The 26724-nt window shown below is 50.4% G+C and carries 22 protein-coding genes and 2 pseudogenes; 16 read left to right on the top strand and 8 right to left on the bottom strand.

From position 1 onward, the window contains the following. Positions 1 to 201 precede the first annotated feature (201 nt). Positions 202 to 960: a prepilin peptidase gene (locus tag Q3F21_RS22920; protein ID WP_340258220.1), complete on the top strand. Its 759-nt coding sequence runs from the start codon at positions 202 to 204 to the stop codon at positions 958 to 960. A gap of 120 nt (positions 961 to 1080) precedes the next feature. Continuing rightward, positions 1081 to 1248 (top strand): hypothetical protein, encoded by a 168-nt coding sequence (locus Q3F21_RS22915; protein WP_340258218.1) that lies wholly within the window; start codon positions 1081 to 1083, stop codon positions 1246 to 1248. Between the two features lie 71 nt (positions 1249 to 1319). On the opposite strand, the gene Q3F21_RS22910 is transcribed toward Q3F21_RS22915, so the two are convergent. Together Q3F21_RS22910 and Q3F21_RS22905 are read right to left on the bottom strand one after the other, a co-directional pair. Further along, positions 1320 to 1448 (bottom strand): hypothetical protein, encoded by a 129-nt coding sequence (locus Q3F21_RS22910; RefSeq protein ID WP_340258216.1) that lies wholly within the window; start codon positions 1446 to 1448, stop codon positions 1320 to 1322. An 85-nt stretch (positions 1449 to 1533) separates the two neighbouring features. Then, positions 1534 to 2028 (bottom strand): DinB family protein, encoded by a 495-nt coding sequence (locus Q3F21_RS22905; RefSeq protein WP_340258214.1) that lies wholly within the window; start codon positions 2026 to 2028, stop codon positions 1534 to 1536. A 155-nt stretch (positions 2029 to 2183) separates the two neighbouring features. Here Q3F21_RS22905 and Q3F21_RS22900 point away from each other — a divergent pair, with 155 nt between their 5' ends. After that, positions 2184 to 2744, top strand: coding sequence for a CGNR zinc finger domain-containing protein (locus Q3F21_RS22900; RefSeq protein ID WP_340258212.1), 561 nt, complete (start codon positions 2184 to 2186; stop codon positions 2742 to 2744). Between the two features lie 218 nt (positions 2745 to 2962). Beyond that, the gene (locus Q3F21_RS22895) at positions 2963 to 3946 is read left to right on the top strand and encodes a GNAT family N-acetyltransferase (protein ID WP_340258210.1); all 984 of its coding nucleotides are present in this window, start codon (positions 2963 to 2965) and stop codon (positions 3944 to 3946) included. Between the two features lie 79 nt (positions 3947 to 4025). Here Q3F21_RS22895 and Q3F21_RS22890 read toward each other — a convergent pair. Both Q3F21_RS22890 and Q3F21_RS22885 read right to left on the bottom strand, forming a co-directional pair. Continuing rightward, positions 4026 to 5244: pseudogene (locus Q3F21_RS22890) on the bottom strand (MFS transporter). 377 nt (positions 5245 to 5621) lie between these two features. Further along, positions 5622 to 5786 carry a hypothetical protein gene (locus tag Q3F21_RS22885; RefSeq protein ID WP_340258208.1) on the bottom strand — a complete coding sequence of 55 codons (165 nt, stop codon included), beginning with the start codon at positions 5784 to 5786 and terminating at the stop codon, positions 5622 to 5624. Between the two features lie 156 nt (positions 5787 to 5942). Between Q3F21_RS22885 and Q3F21_RS22880 the strand changes: the two genes are divergently transcribed. Beyond that, entirely contained in the window at positions 5943 to 6692 is a 750-nt protein-coding gene (locus tag Q3F21_RS22880; RefSeq protein ID WP_340258206.1) for an alpha/beta fold hydrolase, read from the top strand. Positions 6693 to 6708: 16 nt separating this feature from the next. On the opposite strand, the gene Q3F21_RS22875 is transcribed toward Q3F21_RS22880, so the two are convergent. The 3 genes from Q3F21_RS22875 to Q3F21_RS22865 all read right to left on the bottom strand — a co-directional run bounded on the left by Q3F21_RS22875 (position 6709) and on the right by Q3F21_RS22865 (position 8483). After that, positions 6709 to 7119: a hypothetical protein gene (locus Q3F21_RS22875; RefSeq protein ID WP_340258204.1), complete on the bottom strand. Its 411-nt coding sequence runs from the start codon at positions 7117 to 7119 to the stop codon at positions 6709 to 6711. Between the two features lie 318 nt (positions 7120 to 7437). Then, positions 7438 to 7959, bottom strand: a complete 522-nt coding sequence (locus tag Q3F21_RS22870; protein ID WP_340258202.1) for an ImmA/IrrE family metallo-endopeptidase — start codon at positions 7957 to 7959, stop codon at positions 7438 to 7440. A 74-nt stretch (positions 7960 to 8033) separates the two neighbouring features. Further along, on the bottom strand, positions 8034 to 8483 hold the full coding sequence (locus tag Q3F21_RS22865) for a helix-turn-helix domain-containing protein (RefSeq protein WP_340258200.1): 450 nt from the start codon (positions 8481 to 8483) through the stop codon (positions 8034 to 8036). Between the two features lie 186 nt (positions 8484 to 8669). Here Q3F21_RS22865 and Q3F21_RS22860 point away from each other — a divergent pair, with 186 nt between their 5' ends. The 5 genes from Q3F21_RS22860 (at position 8670) to Q3F21_RS22840 (ending at position 16944) form a co-directional block, all read left to right on the top strand. After that, complete coding sequence (locus Q3F21_RS22860; RefSeq protein ID WP_340258198.1) at positions 8670 to 9128, top strand: ArpU family phage packaging/lysis transcriptional regulator; 459 nt, start codon at positions 8670 to 8672, stop codon at positions 9126 to 9128. Between the two features lie 87 nt (positions 9129 to 9215). Further along, positions 9216 to 9410 (top strand): BhlA/UviB family holin-like peptide, encoded by a 195-nt coding sequence (locus Q3F21_RS22855; RefSeq protein ID WP_340258196.1) that lies wholly within the window; start codon positions 9216 to 9218, stop codon positions 9408 to 9410. Between the two features lies 1 nt (position 9411). Further along, positions 9412 to 11133 carry a hypothetical protein gene (locus Q3F21_RS22850; RefSeq protein ID WP_340258194.1) on the top strand — a complete coding sequence of 574 codons (1722 nt, stop codon included), beginning with the start codon at positions 9412 to 9414 and terminating at the stop codon, positions 11131 to 11133. Positions 11134 to 11155: 22 nt separating this feature from the next. Further along, a complete protein-coding gene (locus Q3F21_RS22845) occupies positions 11156 to 16687 on the top strand; it encodes an RHS repeat-associated core domain-containing protein (protein ID WP_340258192.1) in 5532 nt (1843 codons plus the stop codon). Between the two features lie 11 nt (positions 16688 to 16698). Continuing rightward, the gene (locus tag Q3F21_RS22840; protein ID WP_340258190.1) at positions 16699 to 16944 is read left to right on the top strand and encodes a hypothetical protein; all 246 of its coding nucleotides are present in this window, start codon (positions 16699 to 16701) and stop codon (positions 16942 to 16944) included. 286 nt (positions 16945 to 17230) lie between these two features. Here Q3F21_RS22840 and Q3F21_RS22835 read toward each other — a convergent pair. Next, positions 17231 to 18448, bottom strand: a pseudogene (locus Q3F21_RS22835) (IS256 family transposase). 96 nt (positions 18449 to 18544) lie between these two features. On the opposite strand from Q3F21_RS22835, the gene Q3F21_RS22830 reads away from it, so the two are divergent. From Q3F21_RS22830 to Q3F21_RS22800, 6 genes are all read left to right on the top strand, one after another. After that, entirely contained in the window at positions 18545 to 19963 is a 1419-nt protein-coding gene (locus tag Q3F21_RS22830) for an RHS repeat-associated core domain-containing protein (protein WP_340258188.1), read from the top strand. Between the two features lie 14 nt (positions 19964 to 19977). Then, positions 19978 to 20325 carry a hypothetical protein gene (locus tag Q3F21_RS22825; protein WP_340258186.1) on the top strand — a complete coding sequence of 116 codons (348 nt, stop codon included), beginning with the start codon at positions 19978 to 19980 and terminating at the stop codon, positions 20323 to 20325. A 188-nt stretch (positions 20326 to 20513) separates the two neighbouring features. After that, positions 20514 to 20687, top strand: a complete 174-nt coding sequence (locus tag Q3F21_RS22820) for a hypothetical protein (protein ID WP_340258184.1) — start codon at positions 20514 to 20516, stop codon at positions 20685 to 20687. Between the two features lie 128 nt (positions 20688 to 20815). Continuing rightward, the gene (locus tag Q3F21_RS22815; protein ID WP_340258182.1) at positions 20816 to 22969 is read left to right on the top strand and encodes an RHS repeat-associated core domain-containing protein; all 2154 of its coding nucleotides are present in this window, start codon (positions 20816 to 20818) and stop codon (positions 22967 to 22969) included. A gap of 16 nt (positions 22970 to 22985) precedes the next feature. After that, positions 22986 to 23612: a hypothetical protein gene (locus tag Q3F21_RS22810; protein WP_340258180.1), complete on the top strand. Its 627-nt coding sequence runs from the start codon at positions 22986 to 22988 to the stop codon at positions 23610 to 23612. Between the two features lie 437 nt (positions 23613 to 24049). Beyond that, entirely contained in the window at positions 24050 to 26245 is a 2196-nt protein-coding gene (locus tag Q3F21_RS22800) for a polymorphic toxin-type HINT domain-containing protein (protein ID WP_340258178.1), read from the top strand. Positions 26246 to 26724 lie beyond the last annotated feature (479 nt).

Genomic DNA, 26724 nt, shown 5'->3' with positions numbered 1-26724 from the left:
AATCTACTGAATATTGGTTGATAATACCAACAGGGACACAAAAATGCAAGCATCCAGAAAAATGTGTAACAGATGCTTCAAAACCATCTGTCCTTCTGAGCTTCCAAAGAGGTGCAGGGGGTTTTTCCTGAAGCAAAAGAAGCAGTAACCAGCAGAACCAGCAAGCACAGCTTTACAAGTTTCCCCGCTAGGAGAGAAGCCATGGAGTGCCTTATCACGTCCACCCTGTTTCTATTCGGCCTTGTATTTGGTTCCTTTTTCAATGTCGTCGGCAAGCGAGTGCCGCAGGGGGAGTCTATCGTCTACCTGCCGTCTCATTGCAAAAGCTGCAAGAACAGACTGCGCCCCCTTGACCTGATCCCCGTGCTTTCTTATGTTTTGTGTAAGGGAGAATGCCGCCGCTGTCAGGCAAAGGTATCGCCGCTTTATCCGGTCATGGAAGGCATTTGCGGCCTGTCATTCGCACTTGTTTACCTCAAGCACGGATGGAGTGCCGAGATGTTGATGGGCTTGCTGTTTGTCTCGCTGCTCGTCATTGCCAGCGTTTCCGACATCGCCTACCGGCTCATCCCGGACAAGGTGACACTGCCAGCGCTGGCCCTGTTTCTCATCCTCCGGCTGTTGATCCACCCGACACAGCCTTATTGGATGTACCTGCTCGCCATGGCAGTCGGATTTGGCATGTTCTTCCTGCTCACAGTGCTGTCCCGCGGCGGAGTTGGCGGAGGCGATATCAAGCTGTACGCCGCAGTCGGCCTGTTTCTGGGCCTGCCTTTGCTGGCGCTTTCCATCTTTTTGTCGGCGCTGTTGGGGGCGCTCTTTGGCGTCATCCTGATGCTCTTTTGCGGAGCGGGGAGGAAAACGCAGGTTCCATTTGGGCCGTTCATCGCTGCAGGATCGCTGCTTGCCTATTTGGAGGGGGACGCGATCATCGGGTGGTATCTGCACATGTTTTTCTGACGGCAAAAAAGTTGTACCGCTTCCTCAAAAGAGGTGCAAGGATTATCCCGGTATTAGCAGGTAGATGAATTTACCGTCGCTACAGCGGAAAAAGAATTTATTATCCCAAAGGACAGCAGGATGACAGAGACGATTAAGCTGACCAGTTACTACGCCCCGGAATTCAGGCAGGTCGTCGGCAAACTGCCCCCTGTTGAGGTAGATGCTCCATCGGGAAAAGGCAATCCATTTCAGTATGGAATAACTCCAAAGCCTGACGATCCGATCAGCGAAGGGGGAACGCCTTGATGAGAAGAGTGCTGATTCATGGAATGGAAACGATAAATGAAGCCGTTGCTGTCATGAGCAACGGCTTTTCTTCATTTCTTAGTCTTTTCCTGCCGCTCCTGCACCAAGGCCAATAGCGCCAGAAAGTCTCCAATTAAAACGAATACAGCCGCTAGTAAAGCAAGATCGTCAGCAGACAAACCTCCCGATTGTTTACTCATGGAATCGCCTCGCTCCGATAATCTTCCCTACAATGTATGAGGGGACAGCCGAGCGGGTTTGGGTATTTGTCTAGAGACCGATTTCTTACTCAAAAGATCTGCGGGCAGGCCAGGAGCCCTGCAGCTTTCTGATCTGCACAATCTGCCCGGTATGAAACGCGTCGTGCATGATGATGCTGAATACGCTTACCCCCAACGTTTTGACGGGGGACGGCTGATCGAAGGAAGTCTCCGGAATAGCAGCGAGCACATCCCTAATCTCAGCGTGAAGGGTCTCCATCCGTTTTACGTCAGCCTGCCAGGCCTCTTCGTCTTCCGAGCCGCCTGATGGGATGAAGGTGTCGTCGTTGGTGGAGGCGGAAGCCGTCTGCTCAGTCCCCCGCAAACGGGAAAGCAGCCTTTCCTTGTAGTACAACAGGTGACTCAGGTTCTCCCAAATGGTGTTGGCAGCTTCGCCGGGCGGCCGCCAGCTTGCTTCGGCTGCGGTAAGTCCTGCCAACGCATCTTTCAGAGGCGGATACCAATCTTCTTTGGAAAAGGTACAATCCCACTCGTGCAACAGCAATTCCATACGGTTCATGCAAATCCTCCTCAACTGGGAAAGAGTGTTTGACGGCGGTATAATGAAGGGAGAGTTTGGTGAACACCGCCTGTAACTATCTATTTTAATTTAAGTGGTTACGATGAAATCATACCATATTTTAGCGAGCGGTTCAAGAGAGGAGATAAAACTCCGTGGAGTGGATATGCCTTGATTTTATCAATAGCGATTGCAGGAACTGGCGCGGTTCGGGACAGCGGGAGGACCGGCTGACCAAGCCTGAATGGTGGCAGTATTTTGCGAACAAGTGGGAGCTGCAGGTTCCGCTACCTTCAGACCCGAAGCTCCTCCTCGCCTTAAGAGAGCTGCGGCAGCAGATGCGAAACGTGGTAGAAGCAGTGGCAAAAGGGGAGCCGCCGGATGCGGGCGATCTCCACGGCATCAATCAGGCGATTGCGGCAGTGCCCAGCTACCGCCGTGTCGTGCATCAGCCGGATGGCTTTCGCGTAGAAGAGGTCGTTTTGGGCGAAGGATGGGACCTGGTCATGGGGAGAATCGCCGCTTCCTTTGCCGAGCTGCTCGCGGACGCAGATCTGAGGCGTCTGAAAATCTGCGAAAACAGAAGTTGCCTCTGGGTGTATTTTGACGAAAGCCGCAATCGCTCCAGCCGTTGGTGCGACGATAAAACATGCGGCAATCTGATGAAAGTGCGGCGTTTTCGAGAAAGGCAAAAAAACAAGGGCGAAGGCGACTGAATGCAATCTGTTGAACTCCTTAGAATTGCTTTTGGCTGTTGCTTCAAATATTCAAATCGAAAGCACACCAGGAGTAGCGTGAAGGATTGTGCGTCCGGAGCAAGTGTCAGGAATGGCCCAATGTGGTTCGACCACCGCCAGCAGCGCCGCAACGTGCCACGGGAGAGGCGCACGTTTCGCCAATCGAATCAATTAAGGATAGAGAGAGGGAGAAGAGAATGAATGCTGCCAAACAGCGTGGATTGCGGATGGACGAGCTTACCGCTGAAGATATTCCGGGACTGATCGAACTGTCCGCCTCAGTAGGGTGGGATTACCACGAAGCAGAGCTGGCGACCCTCCTTACCGCCGGAAGAGTTTTCGGACACCGGGATGACCAGGGAAAAGTGCGTTCAAGCGCTGCCATTATTCTATACGGAGAAACGCTTGCTTCCATCGGCATGGTCATCGTCCATCCGGAGTGCAGAGGGATGGGACTGGGGAAACAAGTCACACAGGCTTGTATCGATATAGCCTCCAGCAGCGCTTTGGCGAAGTCTCTGCCAGGAAACAGCGGGACCTCCGAAGAGAGCGGCTCAGGAACAGCGATTCGTATAAAAACAGTCACGGAAAAAGCTTCTCCTTCAGAGGAGACGGTCCTGATGCTGATCGCCACGCCGGAGGGAAAACCGATGTACGAGAGCATGGGCTTTGTGTCCGTAGATTGCGTGCACAAATACTTGTGCGAAGCGTATCAGCCTCCACAGCGTTTGCGGGGGCCGGAGAGCGATTTATCTGTTCAGGAGCTGACCGGAGAACATCTGGAGCAAGTCATTCGTCTGGACAGGGAAGCGGTCGGAGCCGAGCGCAGGAGATTTTTGCTTCATCGTATCCGGCAGGCGAAAAAGAGAGTGGTCCTGAAGGGCAAGGACGGGGCTATCGTCGGCTACGGCCTGGCAGTCGAGGGGCCGGTGAACATAATACTGGGCCCGATCGTCGCTTTCGATTCGCAGGGGGCAGAACAAATCGTGGAGGAGCTCGCCAGCGGATACCGAGGCAGACTGAGGATCGATGTGCCATCTGGGCAGGAGCAGTTTCTGGCTTTTCTTGAGCGGTGCGGATTTCAAAAAGCGGGCCAACCACCGATCATGATCCGAAATGCGGAAAAACTCCCCGAGAGGAACGGACAGCTGTACGCCATTGCTGCACAGGCATTCGGCTAGGCAAACATCCGAAGCGGAGCGCGGCAAGCAAAAAAACCACGCAGGAGCGTTCTCCGGCGTGGTTCATTTTTACGATTGATTAACTGGAAGCCTCTTGCCCTGAGCCTGCCTGCGAACGCAACAGCGGTACGATAAAGAGCAGACCGACAACGAACAGGGCAGCAGCCAGTTCAAAAACAGAGACCAGCGACAGCTGTTTTTTCAAAGGTCCGGCAATACTCATCGTAAGCACCATGGCTCCGGTGAAGAGCGGGCTCAGAATCCCCATAACCCGGCCGACAAAGGCGCCCTCCGTATACTTCAAGATCATCGTGTTGATCCCGATCTGGATACAAGGCAAAAACAGGCCGGTAAGCAGTTGAGCCGTCAGCGTCAGCCAGAGATTGGTCGAGACGCCGGCGATGCCCATGGCGATGGCATTGACCAGCATGCCGATGACCAGAAGCTTTTGCGGCGAGGCTTTTTTGGCAACCACCATCGTCAGAGCGCCGCCGACGATCATGCCGACCCCGTTCACTGTCATCAGCCACTTGAGTGCTTCCATAGGCAAGCCCAGTCGTTCAGTGACGAGAAATATGCTGAGAGGCTGGATCAATCCGATGCTCAGGCCCGCTGCCAAAAAGCATAAGCCCAGCTTTGTCAAAATGTTGCTTTTCAAAACATAGCGGATACCGTCGGCCATTTCCTGCCAAAGAGTCGTGGGCTGCTGCGCCTTTTCCTCCATGTGGTCGGCGGGCAGGCGTACGAGAACGGCGGCGGAGAGCAGGAAAGCAACGCCAGTCACGGCAATTGCAACGCCGATTCCGAATGTTTGATACACAAATGTGCCGAGGACAGGTCCAAGGATCATGAAAATGGCAAAAAGCGTCTGGTAGATGGACATGCCGGCCTGCATCTGTTCGGCAGGCAGGTGCAGTTTAAACAGCTTCATGCCGGACGGCTGCGAAAACTGGGAGAGGATCGCCGAGATCAGCGTCGCAAAAAATACGGCTTTCCAGGTTCCGAACACAAAAGCAAGCAAGACAGCAAATATCGACAGCGCACTTAAAATATCGCACCAGACCATGGTTCGCTTGGGGCGCCAGCGGTCAGCGAACGTACCTCCGATAAACGAAAAGATAAAGATCGGGGCGTATTCCGCCACGTAAATCATCGAAACAGCCAAAGGATCGCTGCTTGTTTGTTTCATGACAAACAGCAGAATGGCGAAGTTGCGGACCCATATCCCGATTTGCAAACAGGGCGGACAGCAGAATGGTCTGTATGACTTTATTGCGAAAGATTCCATTTTGCGGCATAAAAAAGCCTCCTCATCCAAGTTCCTGGACAGGAGGCGAGAGATCTTGATCGCAGGGAAGACATAAGCCCCAAAACAGAGAAAGCCGGGCTTGCTTCTGTCCTAAGGATGTGCCATGCTTCGGAGATTCCGGGAAGCAAGTTCACCCTTCAATAGCGCATCCTCCTTCCGACGACAAAGAAGCCTGTCAAGGCGGAAAAAAGATGCATGGCGACTATGAACACCCATACCAATCCTATCCAGAAACCGTTTCGTTTCCCACAGACATGGTTTTTTCCAAACGGTTGTTTTCATGGAGACAGGATTAGATGTCCATTGTTCATAAGTCACCCTTCCGATTTCGTATGGGTAAGATATTATCATGCTGAAAAAAGTGAGTCAAGACTGATTTAAAAAGCTTTCCGGACGCTCCCCAAACAGACCGGCCAGTATGTTGCGAGCAGACTTGACTGCCATTTTTCCCCGCGTCTCCCTCGTGGCGCTGCCGATATGGTCCCACCATTCCGCTGATCCCGTCGCAACGTGAACGTCCAATCGAGACATCTGACTGGGGAATCATTCATTTTATTGCAAGAGAGATGATTTGGAGCAGGGGGAAGCGATTCGGACCAACTTTCAGGGGTTCATGCACATAGGAACAGGAAAAGCGCATACTAGTGATAGGAAAAATAAGTAAATCCGAAAGAGCGGAGGACAGCGATGAGGAAAAACTTTATTCGCTACTTGACCTACGTATTTTTGGTCGTAGCTTTGCTTGTAGCTCTTGCTGCCTGGTATCTCGATCCGTATAACCCGGATGATGCTGCCATGCAAGCCATGCGGGCCGGGGATGGCGTCAGCGTGATCGAACAAGGAGGGCTGCTCGTCTTTAAAGGAGGCGAGACAACACCTCCCGGAATTATTTTGTATCCCGGCGGGTTGGTCGGACCAGAGAGCTATGCACCGCTTGCCAGGCTGCTCGCGATGTCCGGCCATCGGACCGTCATCGTCAAAATGCCGTTGAATCTGGCCTTCACCGGTGTTGACAGAGCAAGCGATGTGCTGAAGGCTTATCCGGAGGAGCCGTTTGTGATCGGCGGGCATTCGCTAGGCGGTTCGATGGCTTCCCGCTATGCCGCAAGCCACCCCGAGCGTATCCTGGGGGTTTTCTTTCTGGCATCGTATCCCGATCAGAAAGGGAGCCTGAAGGACAAAAAACTGCCGGTACTGTCTCTGATCGGGTCCAGAGACGGCGTGGTGAACAGATCGGAGTATGAAAAAGCCCGCCAGTATCTCCCCGATAACGCGATGTACATGACGGTAGCAGGGGGCAATCACGCCCAATTCGGAAGCTATGGCGCCCAAAAGGGGGACCAGCCTGCCGTGATTCTCCCGGGGGATCAATGGCAGCAGACTGTGGCAGTGATGAAGGAATGGATGAAATCGACCGTCGCCGGATTGGAGCGTTAAAGAAGGCAGCCGGTTCTTACCTAAGGGCAGTATAATGAATCACCGGTTCTGAAATGATCCCCGAAACCACTCCTGCAATGCGAATGTTTTCAGAGGGGAAGATCAGCGCAGGCTGTTCGTCTGTACAGGAAAAGACGCACTCGACCGGATTGACATCCTTCGCGATACGGATGATGTATTGTCCCTCTTGACGTATCAGGACGGGCCTGCCCTTGATCGGCTCCAGAGAAAAGTCCGAGATGAGCAAGGCGTCTCCGCTGGAAATGCCAAGACCGGCAAGGCTGTCGTCCCGCATCAGCAAGGCAAAGCGGGCTACATGATAGCTTGCTGCAGCAATCCAGGGCATCAGGGAAAGCTCTTCTTCATCCAAAGAAAGATCAAAAAAGCGGGAGCTGTAGGCGTCGCCGGCCAAAAAAACTTTTTTCATGTGGTACTCCTTTACAGCGAGGTTATGCTTCTTTTATACGAATGTACCGCTGGCGTCATGAAAGCGGACAAGTCTGAGTGGCAAAAATGCCTTGTACAAGAGAACAGGAGAACAAGAGAACAAGTGTAACAGGTGCACAAAGAGGCACCAGCGGCGTTCTCACAGTCCTTGCCGGCATACCTCTGCGATATTCCTCGCCATTCCGATTCCCCCCTCTGCATTGCGTACAAAATCATTCTGCGTTGTTTTCTTAAATCGCGTAAGCAACGTCTCTCCAGACAGAAACAGCCGTGGCGGCTTTCTGTCGGAACCCGTCGCTCACCAGCTGATGGGATGTCCCTTGGCGTAAAGCCTCCCCAGCAAACGGTCAAATCTCTTTTGCGCGAGGGAGAGCGGGACGCGAAAAATTTTCGCCAGCAGGAAAGGGGCCTCAAAACGGGTGCAGTTTTCCAGCAGCGGCACAAACATCGGAAACGGCATCAGCAGGTGCTCGGCGAAGTGATTCGCCTGCGCTTCCTGCCAATGGATCATCGCCGCGCTTCCGATGGGCTGGATTCCTTCATGCAGCAGCAAATGTCCCAGCTCATGCGCAATTTTTTCCCGCCGCTCGGGCAAAGAAAGGCGCTCGTTCACAGCGATAACATAGCGGTTGGACAGGTATGGGTGCGGATGAGCCCGGCTGCGTCCGCAGATGTCCCACACCTCGATCCCGTAGGCTGCACACAGCTCGGTTAGGCGGATCTCTTCCGGCTGCCGCATGTCGTGAAGCTCCAGTAGATCATAGACGCGCGACTCCAGCCAAGTCTGCGGCTCGAAGACGTCGGAGACAAGAGAGAACATGTGTGACGACCTCCTTGATCAGGAACGTTTGTTCGTTTTTTCGGCGGAAAGAATGCCCCTCGCCAGGGGCTTTTTTATTTTCCTCTTTTTCCTTTTTCCGTAATCGCATACAGGGATGGCGGGCGGGATTCGTTCACCTGATGAACCCGCATCTGTTTTTTCAGATCATACCAATATCGGCGAATTTCTTTTTTCTCTTCTTCGGACGCTTCCAGATAACCGTCGAGAAAATAATAGTCATCGGGATCATCGATTTTTTCCTGCAACAAATCCTCAAGCGAGCGTTTGTCGTTCTGGACGGCGGCAGCAGAGGATGAAGCAAGCTCATGGTCCACTCGGCCAAGCAGCCAGTCTGTAGAGACCTGGAGAATGTCGGCGAGCTGCGCCAGCATCTCATTTGGCGGTGAACTGTGGTTGTTTTCGTAATTGCTGATGGTGCCTTTGGTTGTCTGGACTTTTTCCGCCAGTTCTTCCTGCGTCAGTCCTTTTGCCTTGCGGGCTGTTCGTAAGCGCTGGGAGAGCATGAACGAACCAGTCCTTCCTGTTAGTGGGTACAAATATATTGTACATGATTGGTGATATTTAGGGAAGCGTGTATGAAAAAATTGTGTAAAATGACTTGACTAACAAGATACTTGTACTTTATGATCGGATTGTCCTGTATGAATGTGGAAAAAGTACAAAAATCCTGTAAGCAAGGAGTGAAGATGATGGAAACATGGTTGGCATTTTCTCCAGGAAAAGTAAATGGGCCGGCTACACAGAGGAGGGTGAAAAAAGCGCTCGATTTGGCGCGCGATTTCATCCGCATGGGCTTCCATCCGGGGTTTGAGGCACGGACGACTGCCGGCTGGCACACGACACCCGCCACGGCCACCAACAAGTTCCGCAGCAGCACAGAGGAGACAGCCGTCCGCAATGCGACGATCGAACAGGAGCGGCGGGAGTACGTCGAGCGTATCCTCACAGCCGTCAATCGCCTGTCCTCCAGAGAGCGGGAGCTGATCTTGACGCGCTGGTTTGACGGTGAGGACCGAACGGATATCGAGGCGTACATCATGCTGAATATGACGCATTCCTCGTACTACCGGACCCGCAACAGCGCGTTCCGCAAATTGGCGGGCGGTCTCGGCATGGAGGTATATGAGGAAGAAGAGAGTCCCGCGTGAAACGATTTCGAAACGGAAACGGAACACATGTTTTCTCTCCGCTTGTTACGATGGCAGTGTGACATTCCGTGAAAGGAGGGATAAGCGATGGAGGAATTGCATCTGGAATCGCTCTTGCAGCAGGGGCCGTTCGCGGCTCTTTTTGTTTGGCTCTTGTTCTACGTGATGCGAGCCAACCGGGAGCGGGAAAACCGCTTGCAAGACTTGCTGGACAAGTTCAGCGAAAAATACGACGTGATCATCGGCGAGCTGCGCGATATCAAGGAAAAGGTGGGAGAGTAAAGTGAGACCAGCACGCATCGGAGCGTGGAGGCGTCTGGCTGTTTGGGGATGCTTGATCCTGGTGATCATGACGATGCCCGGCTTTAGCCAGATGGCCCGCGCGCACGAAATCATCGAATTGTTTCAGAGGAGCTACAATCCAAATCCTGAGCCTGAAAGCCCCGAAAAGGTGCAAAAGGCGCTCGATTACATTTTCAAGAGAAAAAAGGACAGGATGTCGCACAACAAGGCCAGTACGGCACGGCAGTCCATGGCTGGTGCGGCTGCAGTCCGCGATACGTTTGAACCGAATGACAATTATTCCGACGCCTACCCGGTAAAGAACGGGTTTGCTTATTTGTCGCTTCTTTCGTCAGAGTCGGATATCGATAATTACCGCTATGACTACGGAAGCTATTCCGGCCCAATGTCGGTCAAGCTCACGGTTCCAAAGGACAAGAACTACGACCTGGTCGTCATGGAAGGGGGCAGCAAGCTTGTCGGCTCCAGCCTGAACAGCGAGCCGGGGGCGGCGGAGAAGGTCACGTTCCAGGCGAAAGCGGGCACTTCGTATTCCTTTGTTGTCTTTAGCACCAACAATGAGTTCAGCACGACAGACAGATACAACCTCATTGTCGGCAACCCGTCCGAGCTCGCGTGGGGCGATCCGGTAGATATCGATGTTCCGGAAGGCGTGGTGCCAGGTTATCGGATTACCGCCCCGGCGACGGGAAATTTCCGTTTCTTCACATCTCCTTACAAAAAGACGGGAGCGCCAAACGACACCATGCTTCTTCTGTTCGGGGATGAGCTCATGCAAAAGCTGGTGGGCGGAAATGACAACGCCTCGGAGGATACCGTCTTTTCGGAGCTTGACGTCAAGCTGACCGAAGGCGCGACCTACTACCTGTACGTAGCCCCTTCGGCAACCGACGGCCAGGTCCACGCCAGATTGACGGCAGCTTCCAAGCCAAATTTGACCGCAGAAGTCCCGATTCTGCACGAAACCGAAGCCAATGACGGCAGCGTGGCGGAGCAGCAGATCATAACAGTAGAAGGAAGCGTGTTTACTCCAAATGTTTCCTCGCGCCGAGTCAACTTCAACAACCTTCCGGAAGGATTGGAGACCGAGGTGGTCAGACTGAACGATAAACAGCTGGCAATCCGTTTCAGCGGAAAAGCGCTCTCGCATGAAAACAAGGATTCCGGCGAAGCATCCGTGACCATCTCCAGGGAGGCGATCGTCGGGGCCTTGGAGGAAGTGACGACGAATCCGTTCTCCTTTGCGTTTACGGACACGCCAGCTGTCACCCTGCAGACACCCCGGGACCTGGACGTCGCTGCCTCGCAGTATCAGCTCATAAAATTCACCCCGCCCGCGACGGGCACCTATGAGATTTACACCGACTATTTTTCGGGAAATCCGTCGGAGGGCACCAGCGATACGATCCTGTCAGTCTACGAGGACTATGAGCGGACCCGCCATCTGGCGACCAATGACGACGGCAAGAAGCCGCCCTTTTCCAGTGTCACTCTGCTTCTGAACGGAGGACAGAACTACTTCCTCAGCGTGTCAGGCTGGAACGGGAAAGCGGTTCACGCCAGGCTCGCCGTCCGCTACCTCGGCGTCGAGTACGTGTACAACGAAAAAGGGCTGCTTGTCCAGATGAAGCAGGACGGCAAAGTGCTCGTCGATTTTTACTACGACAATAACGGAAATTTGATACGAAAAGTCGTTCGCTAGAAGAACGAAAAGGAGGCAAACCATGAGACGAAACAAGTCAATCGGCATCGGCTTCAAGCTGCTTCTGTCGGCGGCTTTGCTGCTTCCAGGCGTCGTGCAGGCCCAAGGTGCGGCGCAAAACGGGCTGCTCCAAAGCGGCAAAGCGAATGCAGCCCCAGGCGCAACGAAGCTGCCGAGTACAAAGGAATGGCTGGCGCAATTCGCCAAGGCCGCCCAGGAGACAGCCGAAACGACGCTCGGACCGGCAGAAATTCCGGCATACAAGGACGAGGAGATCAGAGGAATGGAGTGGGACCCGTTTTCAGCCGACTCGATCATCCGCATGAAGTCCGAACGGGATCGCGCCAGTATGAAAGTTGTGGCCTGGTTCTATCCCCAGGTAGATCGGCTGCTGTCCCACAATGAAAAGGTGGAGAAGTACGGCTGGACCGATCGGGAAGTCATGGCCGTCATCGCAAAGCTTCCGGCTGATGCGTACAACCGGCTGGTAAAGGAAGCTCCGGTTATCGGAGAGCATTACAGCAAATGGAAAAGCGTACAGGCAAAGCAGGCCGAACCGAAACAGATGAAAGAAAAAGCGTCCGTTGCGAAGCAGGCGAAAGAAGCTGCTGCCGGGAAAGCGCCAAGCGCAGGGACCCTCAACTCCGACCTGCCGGATGCCGTGTACGATCCGACCGGGCTCACGTATCAGTACAAGCGCTCGGTTGATTCGCCGGTAGACGAGGTACGTCGTTCATCCACGATTTCGGAGACGGACCTCGTCCTCGAAGGCAAGCACGGGATGGATTTGAAGATCGTGCGGACGTATTCGCAGATGGACGCCATGAAACAACGTATTTACTACAGCAAGAGCGGCAACAAGACTGCTGCCAACAATCATTTGGATAAGTATCACCTGCCGCTCGGGTGGACATTGAACATCCCGATGGTAGAAGAGATGTACGAGGATGCTTTGGAGTGCGACTACCACGATAGCAGTGAGCCAACGTATTTTTGCGGGAGAACATCCGGAAAATTCCGTTATATTTTCACCCTGGATGACGGTACGGTACTGGAGTCTTCCTCATCCTCCGGTCAAGAATGGGTAAATTACCCCTACAAAGGTGCGGAGATGAGTTATTATCCAGTAGGCCGTGATCCGATAAATGGCGTCAAGTCGATTGCCTGGCTCGATTACAACGGCTACCACTACAGTTTCAAGAGGGAGGGAGTTTACGATCCTTCACCTGTTGACGTTATTACCAAACGAAACGTATACGGCGATACGATTGTTTACAAAATTCCGTATGACGGTCCGACACAGATTATCGATAGTGTCGGGCGATACATCGAGATAACGGCCAGACACATGAAAGTGTACGCCGATTCCTCCAAAAGCAAGCTGTTGAAGCACATCGAATATGATTGGGGAACAGGCAAGGACCCAGACCGGGTCATCGAGCATGATGTCAACGGCGGGGGCAGCAAGGTCATTGCGGAATACTCCTATCTTGATTCCGAAGTCTTTGGAAAAGCCGAGTTTAATCTGCGCCCCAACTACTCCCTTGCTGCGAGGAATAAAGAGGTTATCTTGGACTATAAAGGAATGGAGAGCTACGATTATCTGGATGTGGACGAGAAAGAGCGGGGGTACGTCTATTACGAACTCCTGCATCAAGTCAAGTACCCTGTGGAAGGCTTGACCATGACCTATGCCTACAGCCCCTATGATTCTAATGTGTCCAATTTCTTGAACCGAGGCGTCGTGCGCAATTACTTCGATAAGGAACAACTGACCTACGCCACATACCATCCGGTCACTTCCGTAAACATCAATTTTGCCAAGACGCCTCACCCGGACCGTCCGGCCGCCGAATCGTATTCGAAAACGATCTACTACCCCATGACGAGTAAAGAGATATGGAAAACGAAGAAGGATGAATCCGTCCGATTGAAAAATCAGACGAAGCGGGACGGGGGAGTGGCCGTCACCCGGATCGTACAGGACGGCTTGCCCAGCCAGGAAAAGACGTTTGCCGTCAATTCGGATAAAAACTTCTTGCCCCGTTCGGTCGAAACCTATATCGGTACGGGTGCAGACACTGACAGAATCGAAGGCCGTCTCAACTTGACCGCAGACGGAAACACGTACCGCTACCACCCGGTATCGTACGTAAGCCACATGTATCGCGGCAGGGAAACCAAGCCCAGCTACACCTACGAATTTTTGGGAAGGCCCGCTTCCATGACGAAAGACGCCGACGTGTATCAGTACCTGCTCGCGCCGGAGGCGAAGAATCTGGAACAGGTGAAAAACAGACTGGCCGATTACGCTCAGGTGACGGAATACAGATACAACGATTACGGCGATCTGGCAAAGCTCGTCGATCCGAAAGGAAATACGACCAGCTGGACGTATTTGCCGCCCGCAACATATTACTTGCGCCTGCTTTCGGAGATGAACCGCACCGCCGCAGACAATCCGAAGCATTTTCACAAGGAATCGTTTGCGTACAACAGCGACAAGCTGCTTGAGGGAGAATCGATCCTCGATTCCTACCCGGATGGTGCCGAAATCAAGACCGAGAGCATCGGACGATTCTATACCTACGAGAACATGCGGATTTCCTCGATTCAGCATATGACGATCGGGCTGGACAACAAAAATCTGGTCCAGAACTTCCCGGCCTATGACCGGTACGGTCTGAACCCTACGGAAATCAACATGCAGGCAGAGACTTCCCCCGGCGTCAAAACAAAGCTGACGTACCGTTTCGCCTACGACGAACTGGGCAGAGTCACACAGCGAACCTATCCCGACCAAAGCCAGGCCGCCTACGAGTACGATTTCCTCGGACGGCTCTCGCGCGAGCAGTTTGCCAATAAAGGAGAAACCCGCGCGATCACCTACAGCTACGACGACGACAAACGCAAGGTGACGATGACCCTGCCGGACGGCACGAAGAGGTTCACCCATTTTACCCCGGGCGGCGAAGTCGAATACGAAGGACAGATCGGGACCAACGGCCAAATCCGTCCGCTGCAGTACAACACCTACTCGCCGGATGGAGAGCGTTTGCTGTCCAGCGCCCCCTACGCCATGGACAACCGGGCGACCACGTATGTCTACAATGAGGACGGCTCGCTTTGGAAAAAAGAGGAACCCATCGGCACGACGATCTACCTGCGGGCAAACACTTTTGCCGATTCGCTCAAGAACCAATATCTCCCGATGGAGACGCTCAAGACCCTGGGGCCAAACGGCCTGGAAACGATCCAGTTTTACGACAGGCACGGACAGCTGGAAAAGGAAGTAAACGAGGCGTGGGCGAGCGGGCAAAAACGCACCACCGCCTATGGCTATAACGCATTCGGACAGTTGGCGAGCAAGACGGAGCAGGAGAAGGACGGGGCGAAGCGCACTTGGTCGTACCGCTACAACCCGAACGATAAGCTCGTTTATTTGCTCGACCCTGAAAAGAATGAGTACCGCTACGGCTACGACCCATATGGAAATCTCGTGCAGGTAACGGAAAACAACACCCAGACGACCAAGTACCACTACAATGCGCTTTCCTGGAAAATCAGCGAAACGGACGTTCCATCTGGAGCCGCGGAGACATTTGGCTACACCCCGAACGGCAAAGTTTCGGCGTTCACAGACAAAGCGGGGAACCGCCACGAGTACGCCTACACGCCGTTTTACGAACTGTCCGAGCTGACGACGAAAGACAAGGCCGGTACGGTGAAAAACCGGGAAACAAAAGAGTATTACCCGAATACGTCATTGGTAAAGAAAGAAACCAACAGCAACGGCCCCAACATCCAGTCCAGCAGCCCGCTGCATCGCGAGCTGTTCTACACCTACGATCCGTTCCTGCGGATGAACAGCTTCACGGCGTTTGGAAGACTCTACCAGATTCGCCATACGGACGCCGACGACCAGATGGATCAGTTGATCTATCCTGGCAATACAACGGTTTCCTACAGCTATGATGACGCGATGCGGGTAAAAGAGGTGACGATTCCGGGATCGAATGGTTCGACTCAGACTGTCCGCTATGACTACCAGCTCAGCGACGCGGGAGACACCTACACCCTGACCTATCCAAACGGCGTAAGCCTGGAGCGCAAGCGGGATTCGTTCGGTCAGGTGGACACGTTGAATCACTTCAAGAACGGCACGTCTGTATGGCAAGAGAAGAACAATTACTCTTTTGGCAACGTGACGAGCATCGAGCGAAACGGCACGACCTACCGCTACGAGTATGACAAAGTGGACCGCTTGACGAAGGAAAATGTGCCAGCGGGAGAGAATCGTTATTCGTATAACGGCCGGGGAAGCCGAATGACCTTTGAGGGCACACTGCCTACAATGCCGAACACGGCCAGCTACACCTTTGACGAGCGCAACCGTCTGAGAGGCGTCACCAATGAGAAAACGGGGGCTAAAGCGGAATATACGTACTATCCGGACGGGCTTCGCGCGACCAAGACAGCGGATGGCGGCGAAATCCGTTACGTCTACCTGAACGGCAGAGTCATCGAGGAGCTGGACAAAAACGGCCAGCTGAAAGCCCAGAATATTTGGGGGAATGAGCTGCTCTCCCGAAAGGATGTTGCGGCGAACAAGCGTGGCTACTATCTGTACAACAGCCACGGCGACGTCGTGAAGGTTGTCGAGGAGAACGGCGAAGAGCTGAACCGTTACGAGTACGACACGTGGGGAAATCTCACGGCGAAGACGGAGGGGATGTCCAACCCGTTTACCTATAGCGGGGAGATTTTTGACGGCGAGACCGGGTTTTCCTATCTACGGGCGAGGTATTACGATCCGACGGTGGGGCGGTTTATTTCGGAGGATACGTATAAGGGGCAAGTGGATAATCCGCTGAGTTTGAATCGGTATGCGTATGTGAGTAATAATCCGCTGCGTTACGTTGATCCATCCGGTCATAGACAACTCGAATTTTCGGATGGCGGATATGAAAGAATTAATTCGGCAGGTTTAAAATTTGAAGATGCGGCGCTATACTGGGCGAAAAAGACAGTAGAATGGGCAGACGCAACGGGTGCGGTCCCTTATGATGTTGTACATGAAGTGGTGCCAGCAGAATATGTAGAGGAAGTAAAAACGATTGTCGGTTGGGTTGGGGCTGCGAAATGGGGCCGTGAAGCCGGAGATATGCATAATCTGGGAACGGGAGCTGCTGGAGCGGGGGCAGCAGCAGGGGCAATTAGAAATACGGGTAAAAATGCTTCAAAAGGAACTGCAAATGTAAAACGTTCTCAACATTCTCTGGAGAGAAAAAATCAAGGAAGGCCGACAGGAACTGCATTTAATGATGTACAAAAAGCAAGAGACGCAGATATACTCATTCAGGACGATGGACGGTGGATTGTGAGAGGGCAAAACGGAAGAATACATGTATTTGAACCAAATGGACAACATCTTACGACATTTAAAAATCCTGATAATAATACAAAGATGAGGATTCAAAGAGGGCAGTGGACGAGACCCTCACATGAACAGATCAATCAATTTAGAGACATCATAAACAACTTACTGAAATAGGGGTGAGTAGGATGGAGTATAAAGGTCATAAAGAAATAGCCAGCGTTACTCTTTTTGATCTAAGACTCTCAGAAGGAGAACTTATGGTATACGAGGGTTGTATTGAATACGTATTGAAAAACTGCGATGAAAGTGAAATTCATAAAATAACAGGCTGTTCATCTAAAGAGGAATTGCAATCGTATCAAGACGACTTGAAAGATTTGATAAAAGCATATGTTTGGAAAGAGTATTTACCAGATAAATTCAAGGAATAAAGAGCTAATTATCAAGGTTTGTAATGTATTACCCCAAACGAGATGATCTACTCGTCTGGGGTTTCTTATTGCCCTTGTAGCCGCCTACGAGGGAGAGAAGTTAGGGAATGTAAATTTTTTTGTGTAAATGGGTTTTTAACAAGTGAATGGTTACGTCAACGGCTTTACATGGAGGGGCGGGCATGATAGGCTCGTTTGCCATGCGATGCATGTCTTACTGGCATCGCCCAATCGTAAGAAATCATGCCCGCAGAGGCTCCATGTCAAGCCGACATATCAGCTGGAATTATGCGGACAGTTCTCCTTGCAAGCGGTCTCCAAAATGGATCGCAAGTTGTGATATACATTCTTTCCAGCTCCGAAGCGGCATAGTCCACTTCTTCGACGCCTCAACGGTAGCCAGATAGATGATTTTCCGTAGGGCATCGTCGGTGGGATACGCCGTTTTTGTCTTTGTGACCTTACGGAGTTGTCGATGATAGCCTTCGATAATATTCGTTGTGTACATCATTTTGCGGATCTCTGGGGGATAGCTGAAATAGGCGGTCAGTTCAAGCCAGTTGCTTTCCCAGGAGCGAATAATAATGGGGTACTTCTTTCCCCATTTGTCTTTGAAGGCGGAAAATGCCTGTTCTGCTTCTTCCAGTGTAAGAGCTTGATAGACCTTCTTTACATCTGTCAAGACAGCCTTTTCTTCTTTGAACGGTACATATTTCATCGAGTTGCGAATCTGGTGAATCACGCACAGTTGAATCTGGGTTTGTGGAAACGCAGCGTTGATCGCTTCCGAAAAGCCAGAGAGTCCATCTTTGCAGGCGATCAGAATGTCTTTTACGCCACGGCTTTTCAGCTCTGTACACACATTGAGCCAAAAGCTGGCACTCTCATGCTCCCCGATCTAGATACCCAGGATATCCTTATGTCCAGACATGGTAATGCCCAAAACACTGTAAGCTGCTTTGTTGACAATCCGATTTTCTTGCCGAACTTTAAAGTGAATAGCATCAAGGAACACGATAGGATAGACTCGATCAAGCGGTCTGCACTGCCATTCCGTTACCATCGGCATGATCTTGTCCGTCACTTTGCTGACCATCGTTGGAGACACGTCAATCCCGTACAAATCCTTCATGTGCTCCTCAATGTCACGGGTGGACATCCCTTTCGCGTAGAGTGCAATTATCTGCTCTTCTAAGCCATTTACAGTGGTCTCATGTTTTTTCACAAGCTGAGGTTCAAACTCACTGTTTCGGTCACGAGGAACACGCAGTTCCGTATTGCCGAACTTGGTCTTTACTGTCTTCTTGCTATATTCGTTGCGACTATTCCCTGTGTGATCGCCATCAGCACTATGTTTGGCATAGCCCAGATGGTCGTCCATTTCTGCTTCAAACAGCTGATGGATGGTGTCACGGAAGAGGTTCTTGAGCATCTCATGAACATTCTCGATGGTTCGGCAATCCTTTGCTAACTCCTTGATCGTCATGTCTCTTTTGTCTTGCATAAATGATCATCTCCTTAATGGAAAGTTTAACCATATTTACTCAAAACTTTTTACGCTCTCTCCCCATTTGTTCCGGTAGTAGAAGATAACGAGTAAATGTTCATCATTATTTTCGGCAACGTGACGAGCATCGAGCGAAACGGCACGACCTACCGCTACGAGTACGACAAAGTGGACCGCCTGACGAAGGAAAATGTGCCAGCGGGGGAGAATCGTTATTCGTATAACGGCCGAGGCAGCCGGATGACCTTTGAAGGCACGCTTCCCGCCATACCAAGCACAGCCAGCTACACCTTTGACGAGCGCAACCGCCTGAGAGGCGTCACCAATGAAAAGACGGGAGCCAAAGCGGAATACACGTACTATCCGGATGGACTCCGCGCGACGAAGACAGCAGATGGCGGCGAAACCCGCTACGTCTACCTGAATGGCAGAGTCATCGAGGAACTGGACAAAAACGGCCAGCTGAAAGCCCAGAATATTTGGGGAAATGAGCTGCTCTCCCGAAAGGACGTTGCGGCGAACAAGCGCGGCTACTATTTGTACAACAGCCACGGGGATGTCGTGAAGGTTGTTGGGGAGAATGGAGAAGAGCTAAACCGCTATGAGTATGATACGTGGGGGAATATCACCGCGAAGACGGAGGGGATGTCTAACCCGTTTACCTACAGCGGCGAGGTATTTGACGCAGAAACCGGGTATTACTATCTGCGGGCGAGGTATTATGACCCGACGGTAGGGCGGTTTATTTCGGAGGATACGTATAAGGGGCAAGTGGATAATCCCCTCACACTGAATCGGTATACGTATGTGCATAATAATCCGGTGAGGTTTGTGGATCCGAGTGGACATTTAGCTGCTGAAGGAGCAGGCGGGTATTTTGGTGGCAGTTACGAAGATCTGATGCTGTACTGGTCAGATGTAGCCGTGACCTATGCTGATGCTAACAGATTAGACTTTATTGATGCTGTCGATATTGTTGTGCCAGTAGAACATAGGGCGGAAGTTAAAACCATTGTAAGTTTTAATGGTGCTGTGAGGGCAAACTATCAAGCAGGGGATGTGCCAGATTTAGGATTGGCAGCCCCGTTTATGGGGATAGCGGCAGCTGGTACGACTGTTTCTAAAGGGACGAGTAATTCTGGAAAGATACCAAGAACAGGTGCAGAATGGAATGAATACTACAAGAGCAAGTACGGAAACGGAAATGTTGAATGGGTTACACAGTTAAAATCTTATGATGATATTGTTAGTAACCCTAAAGCTTTATGGGGAAAATCAGCTGATGAAGTTGGAAAGGCTCTTGGAGCTGGATGGACGAAAGGCAAATATGGATCTGCCGGTACTGGTTGGAAATTTACAAACGGTGATAAGTCAGTATTCTACCATCCAGGAGAAGGGGTGCATGTGGGGTCTTATGTAGGATTCTCAAGTGGGCAAACAGGTAAAGTCAAGGTAGTGGGTTCTGACTATAAACCGCTGCCCGGTGATAAAGCTATAATTATTTATAAGTAAAGGGGATTTCTTTGGTGGAGAAAATTTCTATAGGAAAACTTATGGAGCTATATGTTGATACTATTGGTAAATGTGGGTTATATTTACTATCTGAGGATGATGAAGTGATTGGGTATAACATTTTTGAGGAATTTGATATTGGGGTAAATTCATTCTTACACACTGATAACTTACAAAAGCTTAAGGATGCAGGACTTATCAACGATGAGATCATGCAAAAAAGTGTTACTTTAAGAAATTTAGTTCAAACAATACAACAAGGAGATAACTGGAATATTAATGCAGTTAGGAATTCCCTTGAATGGAAGAAGATACTTGAACTCGCTGATGAAATCCAAACAATGTTAGAACGTAATTTTTGAACGATAAGGTGGTGTGGCTGACCGTCAGTAGAATCGGTGATGAGAAAGAAACACTGTAAGAATTTGTGCAAACTACTCTCAATTTTAACAACAAGACGGTAAACCAAACATTAACAGTTTGACAAACTCTTTAATATACTTTCAAAGGCTTATTCCAACTTGAAATATGAAGGAATAAGCCTTTTTTCATGTCAATTGGTACGACGATTTACCTGCAGGTAAACGCTCGCATTGATTCGAATAACAGCCGCTACCTTCCTGCGGAGACGAGTAAGAGCCTGGGACCAAATGGACTTGGAACGACCCAGTTTTACGATAGACACGGCCAACTGGAAAAAGAGATCAGTGAGACGGCGGACTGACAGCAAAAGCGCACGCTGCCTTTGAGTACAACGCATTCGGACAGCTCTCGCGTAAGACCGAGCAGGAACAGAGCGGAGCGACGCGCTCCTGGTCGTACCGCTACAATCCAAACGATAAGCTCGTCTATTTGCTCGACCCTGAAAAGAACGAATACCGCTACGGCTACGACCCATATGGAAATCTCGTCCAAGTAACGGAAAACAATACCCAGACGACCAAGTACCACTACAATGCCCTTTCCTGGAAAATCAGCGAACAGGACGTTCCATCCGGGGCCACGGAGACATTCAGCTACACCCCGAACGGCAAAGTCTCGGCGTTCACGGACAAAGCGGGGAACCGCCACGAGTACGCGTACACGCCGTTTTACGAGCTGTCCGAGCTGACGACGAAAGACAAGGCCGGTACGGTGAAAAACCGGGAAACAAAAGAGTATTACCCGAATACGTCATTGGTAAAGAAAGAAACCAACAGCAACGGCCCCAACATCCAGTCCACCAGCCCACTGTATCGGGAGTTGTTCTACACCTACGATCCGTTCCTGCGGATGAACAGCTTCACGGCGTTTGGAAGACTCTACCAGATTCGCCATACGGACGCCGACGACCAGATGGATCAGTTGATCTATCCTGGCAATACGGCAGTTTCCTACGTCTACGATGACGCGATGCGGGTAAAAGAGGTGACGATTCCGGGATCGAATGGTTCCTCTCAGACTGTCCGCTATGACTACCAGCTCAGCGACGCGGGAGACACCTACACCCTGACTTATCCAAACGGCGTAAGCCTGGAGCGCAAGCGGGATTCGTTCGGACAGGTAGACACGTTGAATCACTTCAAGAACGGCACGTCTGTATGGCAAGAGAAGAACAATTACTCTTTTGGCAACGTGACGAGCATTGAGCGAAACGGCACGACCTACCGCTACGAGTACGACAAAGTTGACCGCTTGTCGAAGGAAAATGTACCAGCGGGAGAGAATCGTTATTCGTATAACGGCCGAGGCAGCCGGATGACCTTTGAAGGTACGCTGCCGGCAATGCCGAACACAGCCACCTACACCTTTGACGAGCGCAACCGCCTGAGAGGCGTCACCAATGAAAAGACAGGAGCAAAAGCGGAATACACGTACTATCCGGACGGGCTTCGCGCGACGAAGACAGCAGATGGCGGCGAAACCCGCTACGTCTATCTGAACGGCAGAGTCATTGAGGAACTGGACAAAAACGGCCAGTTGAAAGCCCAGAATGTTTGGGGTAATGAACTGCTCTCCCGAAAGGATGTTGCGGCGAACAAGCGCGGCTACTATCTGTACAACAGCCACGGCGATGTCGTGAAGGTCGTTGGCGAGACCGGCGAGGAACTAAACCGCTACGAGTATGATACGTGGGGGAATATCACGGCGAAGACGGAGGGGATGTCCAACCCGTTTACCTACAGCGGGGAGATCTTGGATGGCGAGACTGGGTTTTCCTATCTGCGGGCGAGGTATTACGATCCGACGGTGGGGCGGTTTATTTCGGAGGATACGTATAAGGGACAAGTGGATAATCCGTTGTCGTTGAATCGGTATACGTATGTGGAGAATAATCCTTTAAGATATAAAGACCCAACAGGTCACTGGAAAGATGGAGACGGATATATTAAAGGCTCAACTAGAGATACTATTACTTTTTGGACAGATGTTTGGGAAAAGGCAAATAAAGCTGGAGACAAACAACGTATGCAATTTGCTGAGACCCAAGCAGATAATGCAAGGACTGCATACTGGAGTAATTTAGGTGCTTCTATTGCAAAAGACCTTGAACTAAGACCCACCGCTGTGTTTTTTGCAGGAACTACTGCAACGATGCCAAGGTCTGGTTCTGGTTCAGTATCAGGTGGTGCAATAGGATGGGCGGGTGTTGTGGCAACGATATTGACTATTGCTACGCAGGACACCTCGACAATCACTACGACTTATAATTATAATGGACAGACCCTAATATTCCGTGATGGTTCGGGTACAAACACTAACCTTACCCCAAGACCAGTGGATACAACAGGATTATCATACTTTTTAGTACCAGGGTCTAACAAATATACATTCACTTCTATAGATGCAGTAAACGCAACTGGAGTTTTAAAGGCTGTGGTTGACAACCCTGCCACTGGGCACGTCAGTGTCTTTGCAACAAACCCTGCCCACCACAAAGCGTGGATTGCATCAAGACCTGACGCAGAATCAAATCCTTATTATTTAACCATTGTGCTAAAATCTATCTCAATTAAGGGAAGGTAAAGAAAGGGGGGAGAGAATGAACGAGAAGACTCTTATTACTAAACTAATTAATGGTAAGGGACAAAGTCAGGATGCGAATCTTTATGTCCGATTTAGAGAAAATGATACTGTTCATATGATTCTAATAGGAAAATCTCTGTATATTGAAAGCGAAGCAGGAACATATGTCCAGAGTCTGCTTGAGTTGATGACGAATTTACCAGAGAGTTATTCACTAAAGTTCTTAAATAGTGTACAAACCACAAATGGTAATTCCATCGAAATTGTAACGGTAGAGGAATACATCGTCGTTACCAGACAATACGACCCTGATGAACCTCAACTGAAATTCAAACTCGTATGTGAATACAGAGGTAAAACCTTTGAAGCCAATGCTGTTGAGGATTTCTCCATAGCATTACAAGCACTTCAAGACAAAATGGACGTATCCTTTAACATTTGTGCTTATTGCTCAAATGCTGATTTCAGGTCAACTGGTGGAGAAGACTTGAGACAGGGGTGGTTCTGTTTACGAGATGTATCAAATCGTCATCCTGATTTACCTTGGTTTCAGCGAGAAGATGAATTTCAAGAAGCGTATTCAAACGTCAATGCTTTCCACTGGTGTCCAAGTTATATAAAAGCAGTGAATAGAATGTTATAAACGTGTTAGCAAAGAACCCCAACGAGTAATTAATGCTCGTCTAGGGGTTCTTTTTGTCCTTGTATGTGTTGTCCATAGAATAGGGAGGAAGAGTAATCATAAAAAATGATAATTGGGGGATTCCCCTTGTAGTACCTCCTAGGGAATGAACAATCCTGCTCGATCCCGAAAAGAACGAGTACCGCTACGGCTACGACCCATATGGAAATCTTGTTCAAGTAACGGAAAACAACACCCAGACGACCAAGTACCACTACAATGCGCTTTCCTGGAAAATCAGCGAAACGGACGTTCCATCTGGAGCCGCGGAGACATTTGGCTACACCCCGAACGGCAAAGTTTCGGCGTTCACGGACAAAGCGGGGAACCGCCACGAGTACGCCTACACGCCGTTTTACGAGCTGTCCGAGCTGACGACGAAAGACAAGGCCGGTACGGTGAAAAACCGGGAAACAAAAGAGTATTACCCGAATACGTCTTTGGTAAAGAAAGAAACCAACAGCAACGGACCGAACATCCAGTCCACCAGCCCGCTGCATCGCGAGCTGTTCTACACCTACGATCCGTTCCTGCGGATGAACAGCTTCACGGCGTTTGGCAGACTCTATCAGATTCGTCATACGGACGCCGACGACCAGATGGATCAGTTGATCTATCCTGGCAATACAACGGTTTCCTACAGCTATGATGACGCGATGCGCTTGACGGAGGTCACCAGTCCGGGACTGGACGGCACCCCGAAGACTGTCCGCTATGACTACAAGCTCAGCGACTCCGGAGACACCTACACCCTGACCTATCCAAACGGCGTAAGCCTGGAGCGCAAGCGAGATTCGTTCGGCCAGGTGGACACGTTGAATCACTTCAAGAACGGCACGTCTGTATGGCAAGAGAAGAACAATTACTCTTTTGGCAACGTGACGAGCATTGAGCGAAACGGCACGACCTACCGCTACGAATACGACAAAGTGGACCGCTTGACGAAGGAAAATGTGCCAGCGGGGGAGAATCGTTATTCGTATAACGGCCGGGGAAGCCGAATGACCTTTGAGGGCACGCTGCCTACAATGCCGAACACGGCCAGCTACACCTTTGACGAGCGCAACCGTCTGAGAGGCGTCACCAATGAGAAAACGGGGGCTAAAGCGGAATATACGTACTATCCGGACGGGCTCCGTGCGACGAAGACAGCAGATGGCGGCGAAACCCGTTACGTCTACCTGAATGGCAGAGTCGTCGAAGAGCTGGATAAAAACGGCCAGCTGAAAGCCCAGAATATTTGGGGGAATGAGCTGCTCTCCCGAAAGGATGTTGCGGCGAACAAGCGAGGCTACTACCTGTACAACAGCCATGGCGATGTCGTGAAGGTTGTCGGGGAGAACGGCGAAGAGCTGAACCGCTACGAGTACGACACGTGGGGAAATCTCACGGCGAAGACGGAGGGGATGTCCAACCCGTTTACCTACAGCGGGGAGATCTTGGACGGCGAGACCGGGTTTTACTATCTGCGGGCGAGGTATTACGACCCGACGGTGGGGCGGTTTATTTCAGAGGATACGTATAAAGGGCAAGTGGATAATCCGCTGAGCTTGAATCGGTATACGTATGTGCATAATAATCCGTTGCGATATGTTGACTTTAGTGGGAATGTGATCAGTGAGCCGTGGGGGAACGGCGGAATTCGGAAAGACTCAACAGGTATTTTGAGGACTAACGACGGTAAAGGTAATGTCTATTGGGAGTTTTATAGGAATGCTTCTGTTGATGAAGTCCCCGAGGAAATCAGATGGGAAGTTCACGGAAACACGCGGGAGCCAGAATGGTATGAAGATCCTTTTACCTACGTAGCTGGTGCTGGAGGAGTAGTAAAAGCTGTAGCTGGCAAAGTGGTAGGATCAGGAGCGAGAACCGTTGAGAAGGGGATAGTGAAAAAGCTTTTTGGATGTAATTGCTTTACAGCAGGCACAAAGGTTCAAACAGACGAAGGGGAGAAACCTATCGAGGAAATCGAGGTGGGGGACAAAGTTCTAGCCAAAGACGATGAAACGGGAGAGATGGCTTACAAGGAAGTCGAATGGCTCTTCCAACGTGATGTTGAGGAAACGTATAATATTACAGTTGGCGGTGAAGTCATTACGACTACTGATGAGCATCCGTTTTGGATTGTAGGAAAAGGTTGGGTGGAATCCAAGAATCTTGTGGTGGGCGATGTTCTGACAACTTCGGATGGCAAAGAATTAGTCATTGAAAAGATTGAGGTTAAAAAGGAACATAAGACTGTCTACAACTTTAAGGTAAAGGACTTCCATACGTACTTTGTCTCCAATCTTGGAGTTTGGACGCATAACAGTTGTGGTTATAAAACTAATGATAAAACTAAAGGTGGACTAGTTTTCACTGAACACGGTGCAGAGAGAGCAAATGAGAGAGGTTTTACTGCAGATATAATTGACAGTATCGTTCAACACAATAAAAAGAACAGAGTTAGCAAAGTGGATGCTCAGGGAAGAAAAACGTGGGAGTATGTTGATTCTCGAGGGAATAAAGTTGTATTGAATGAAAAAGGTGGAATTGTATCTGTTCATTCACCTGCTGAGGGTGGAGTATACATCCCAAAACCGAAAAAGAAATAAGTAGGGAGTTGAAGAAAAACGACATGAATAAACAACTGCTTTTAGAAATTGCTAAATCAATTAACTGCGAATATGAAATTGGCATTTGGTCAGAAACAACTGATTTTTTAGAACGTCAACAAAATATATCATTCTTTGAAATTAAGTATAATGATGGACACTTTCAATTGAATATCAAGTTAAGTAATTATAACTTGAATGAAGTGAAGTCAATATTTGCATCTTTAGTAAGGTTTCTCGAGTATAATTCAACGTTCTACGTAAGAGAAGATAAAGATTCTTCTACTGAGTATTATTTTCTTTCTTCAATGCTAAACAAGAAGGGATTCTTGTTTCACATTACTTTTCACTAACAATTTTGAGGCTTGAAGGACTACCCTCCTTCAAGCCTTTTTTCATTTACCCCACACAGTACGGAATGAAATGGGTGGTACGCCCTAAAAGAACTTTACAACTTTACCCTTATCGTCCCTTTAGTG

The sequence above is a fragment of the Brevibacillus borstelensis genome, assembly GCF_037834415.1.
In the GTDB taxonomy this organism is placed as follows: domain Bacteria; phylum Bacillota; class Bacilli; order Brevibacillales; family Brevibacillaceae; genus Brevibacillus; species Brevibacillus borstelensis_A.
This window is presented reverse-complemented; position numbering and strand designations above follow the sequence as displayed.

Excerpts from the sequence above, each read along its gene's own strand:
- Q3F21_RS22920 (WP_340258220.1), top strand. The coding sequence starts at position 202 with ATGGAGTGCCTTATCACGTCCACCCTGTTTCTATTCGGCCTTGTATTT.
- Q3F21_RS22915 (WP_340258218.1), top strand. The coding sequence starts at position 1,081 with ATGACAGAGACGATTAAGCTGACCAGTTACTACGCCCCGGAATTCAGG.
- Q3F21_RS22910 (WP_340258216.1), bottom strand. The coding sequence starts at position 1,448 with ATGAGTAAACAATCGGGAGGTTTGTCTGCTGACGATCTTGCTTTACTA.
- Q3F21_RS22905 (WP_340258214.1), bottom strand. The coding sequence starts at position 2,028 with ATGAACCGTATGGAATTGCTGTTGCACGAGTGGGATTGTACCTTTTCC.
- Q3F21_RS22895 (WP_340258210.1), top strand. The coding sequence starts at position 2,963 with ATGAATGCTGCCAAACAGCGTGGATTGCGGATGGACGAGCTTACCGCT.
- Q3F21_RS22885 (WP_340258208.1), bottom strand. The coding sequence starts at position 5,786 with ATGTCTCGATTGGACGTTCACGTTGCGACGGGATCAGCGGAATGGTGG.
- Q3F21_RS22880 (WP_340258206.1), top strand. The coding sequence starts at position 5,943 with ATGAGGAAAAACTTTATTCGCTACTTGACCTACGTATTTTTGGTCGTA.
- Q3F21_RS22875 (WP_340258204.1), bottom strand. The coding sequence starts at position 7,119 with ATGAAAAAAGTTTTTTTGGCCGGCGACGCCTACAGCTCCCGCTTTTTT.
- Q3F21_RS22870 (WP_340258202.1), bottom strand. The coding sequence starts at position 7,959 with ATGTTCTCTCTTGTCTCCGACGTCTTCGAGCCGCAGACTTGGCTGGAG.
- Q3F21_RS22865 (WP_340258200.1), bottom strand. The coding sequence starts at position 8,483 with ATGCTCTCCCAGCGCTTACGAACAGCCCGCAAGGCAAAAGGACTGACG.
- Q3F21_RS22860 (WP_340258198.1), top strand. The coding sequence starts at position 8,670 with ATGGAAACATGGTTGGCATTTTCTCCAGGAAAAGTAAATGGGCCGGCT.
- Q3F21_RS22855 (WP_340258196.1), top strand. The coding sequence starts at position 9,216 with ATGGAGGAATTGCATCTGGAATCGCTCTTGCAGCAGGGGCCGTTCGCG.
- Q3F21_RS22845 (WP_340258192.1), top strand. The coding sequence starts at position 11,156 with ATGAGACGAAACAAGTCAATCGGCATCGGCTTCAAGCTGCTTCTGTCG.
- Q3F21_RS22840 (WP_340258190.1), top strand. The coding sequence starts at position 16,699 with ATGGAGTATAAAGGTCATAAAGAAATAGCCAGCGTTACTCTTTTTGAT.
- Q3F21_RS22830 (WP_340258188.1), top strand. The coding sequence starts at position 18,545 with ATGTTCATCATTATTTTCGGCAACGTGACGAGCATCGAGCGAAACGGC.
- Q3F21_RS22820 (WP_340258184.1), top strand. The coding sequence starts at position 20,514 with ATGTCAATTGGTACGACGATTTACCTGCAGGTAAACGCTCGCATTGAT.
- Q3F21_RS22810 (WP_340258180.1), top strand. The coding sequence starts at position 22,986 with ATGAACGAGAAGACTCTTATTACTAAACTAATTAATGGTAAGGGACAA.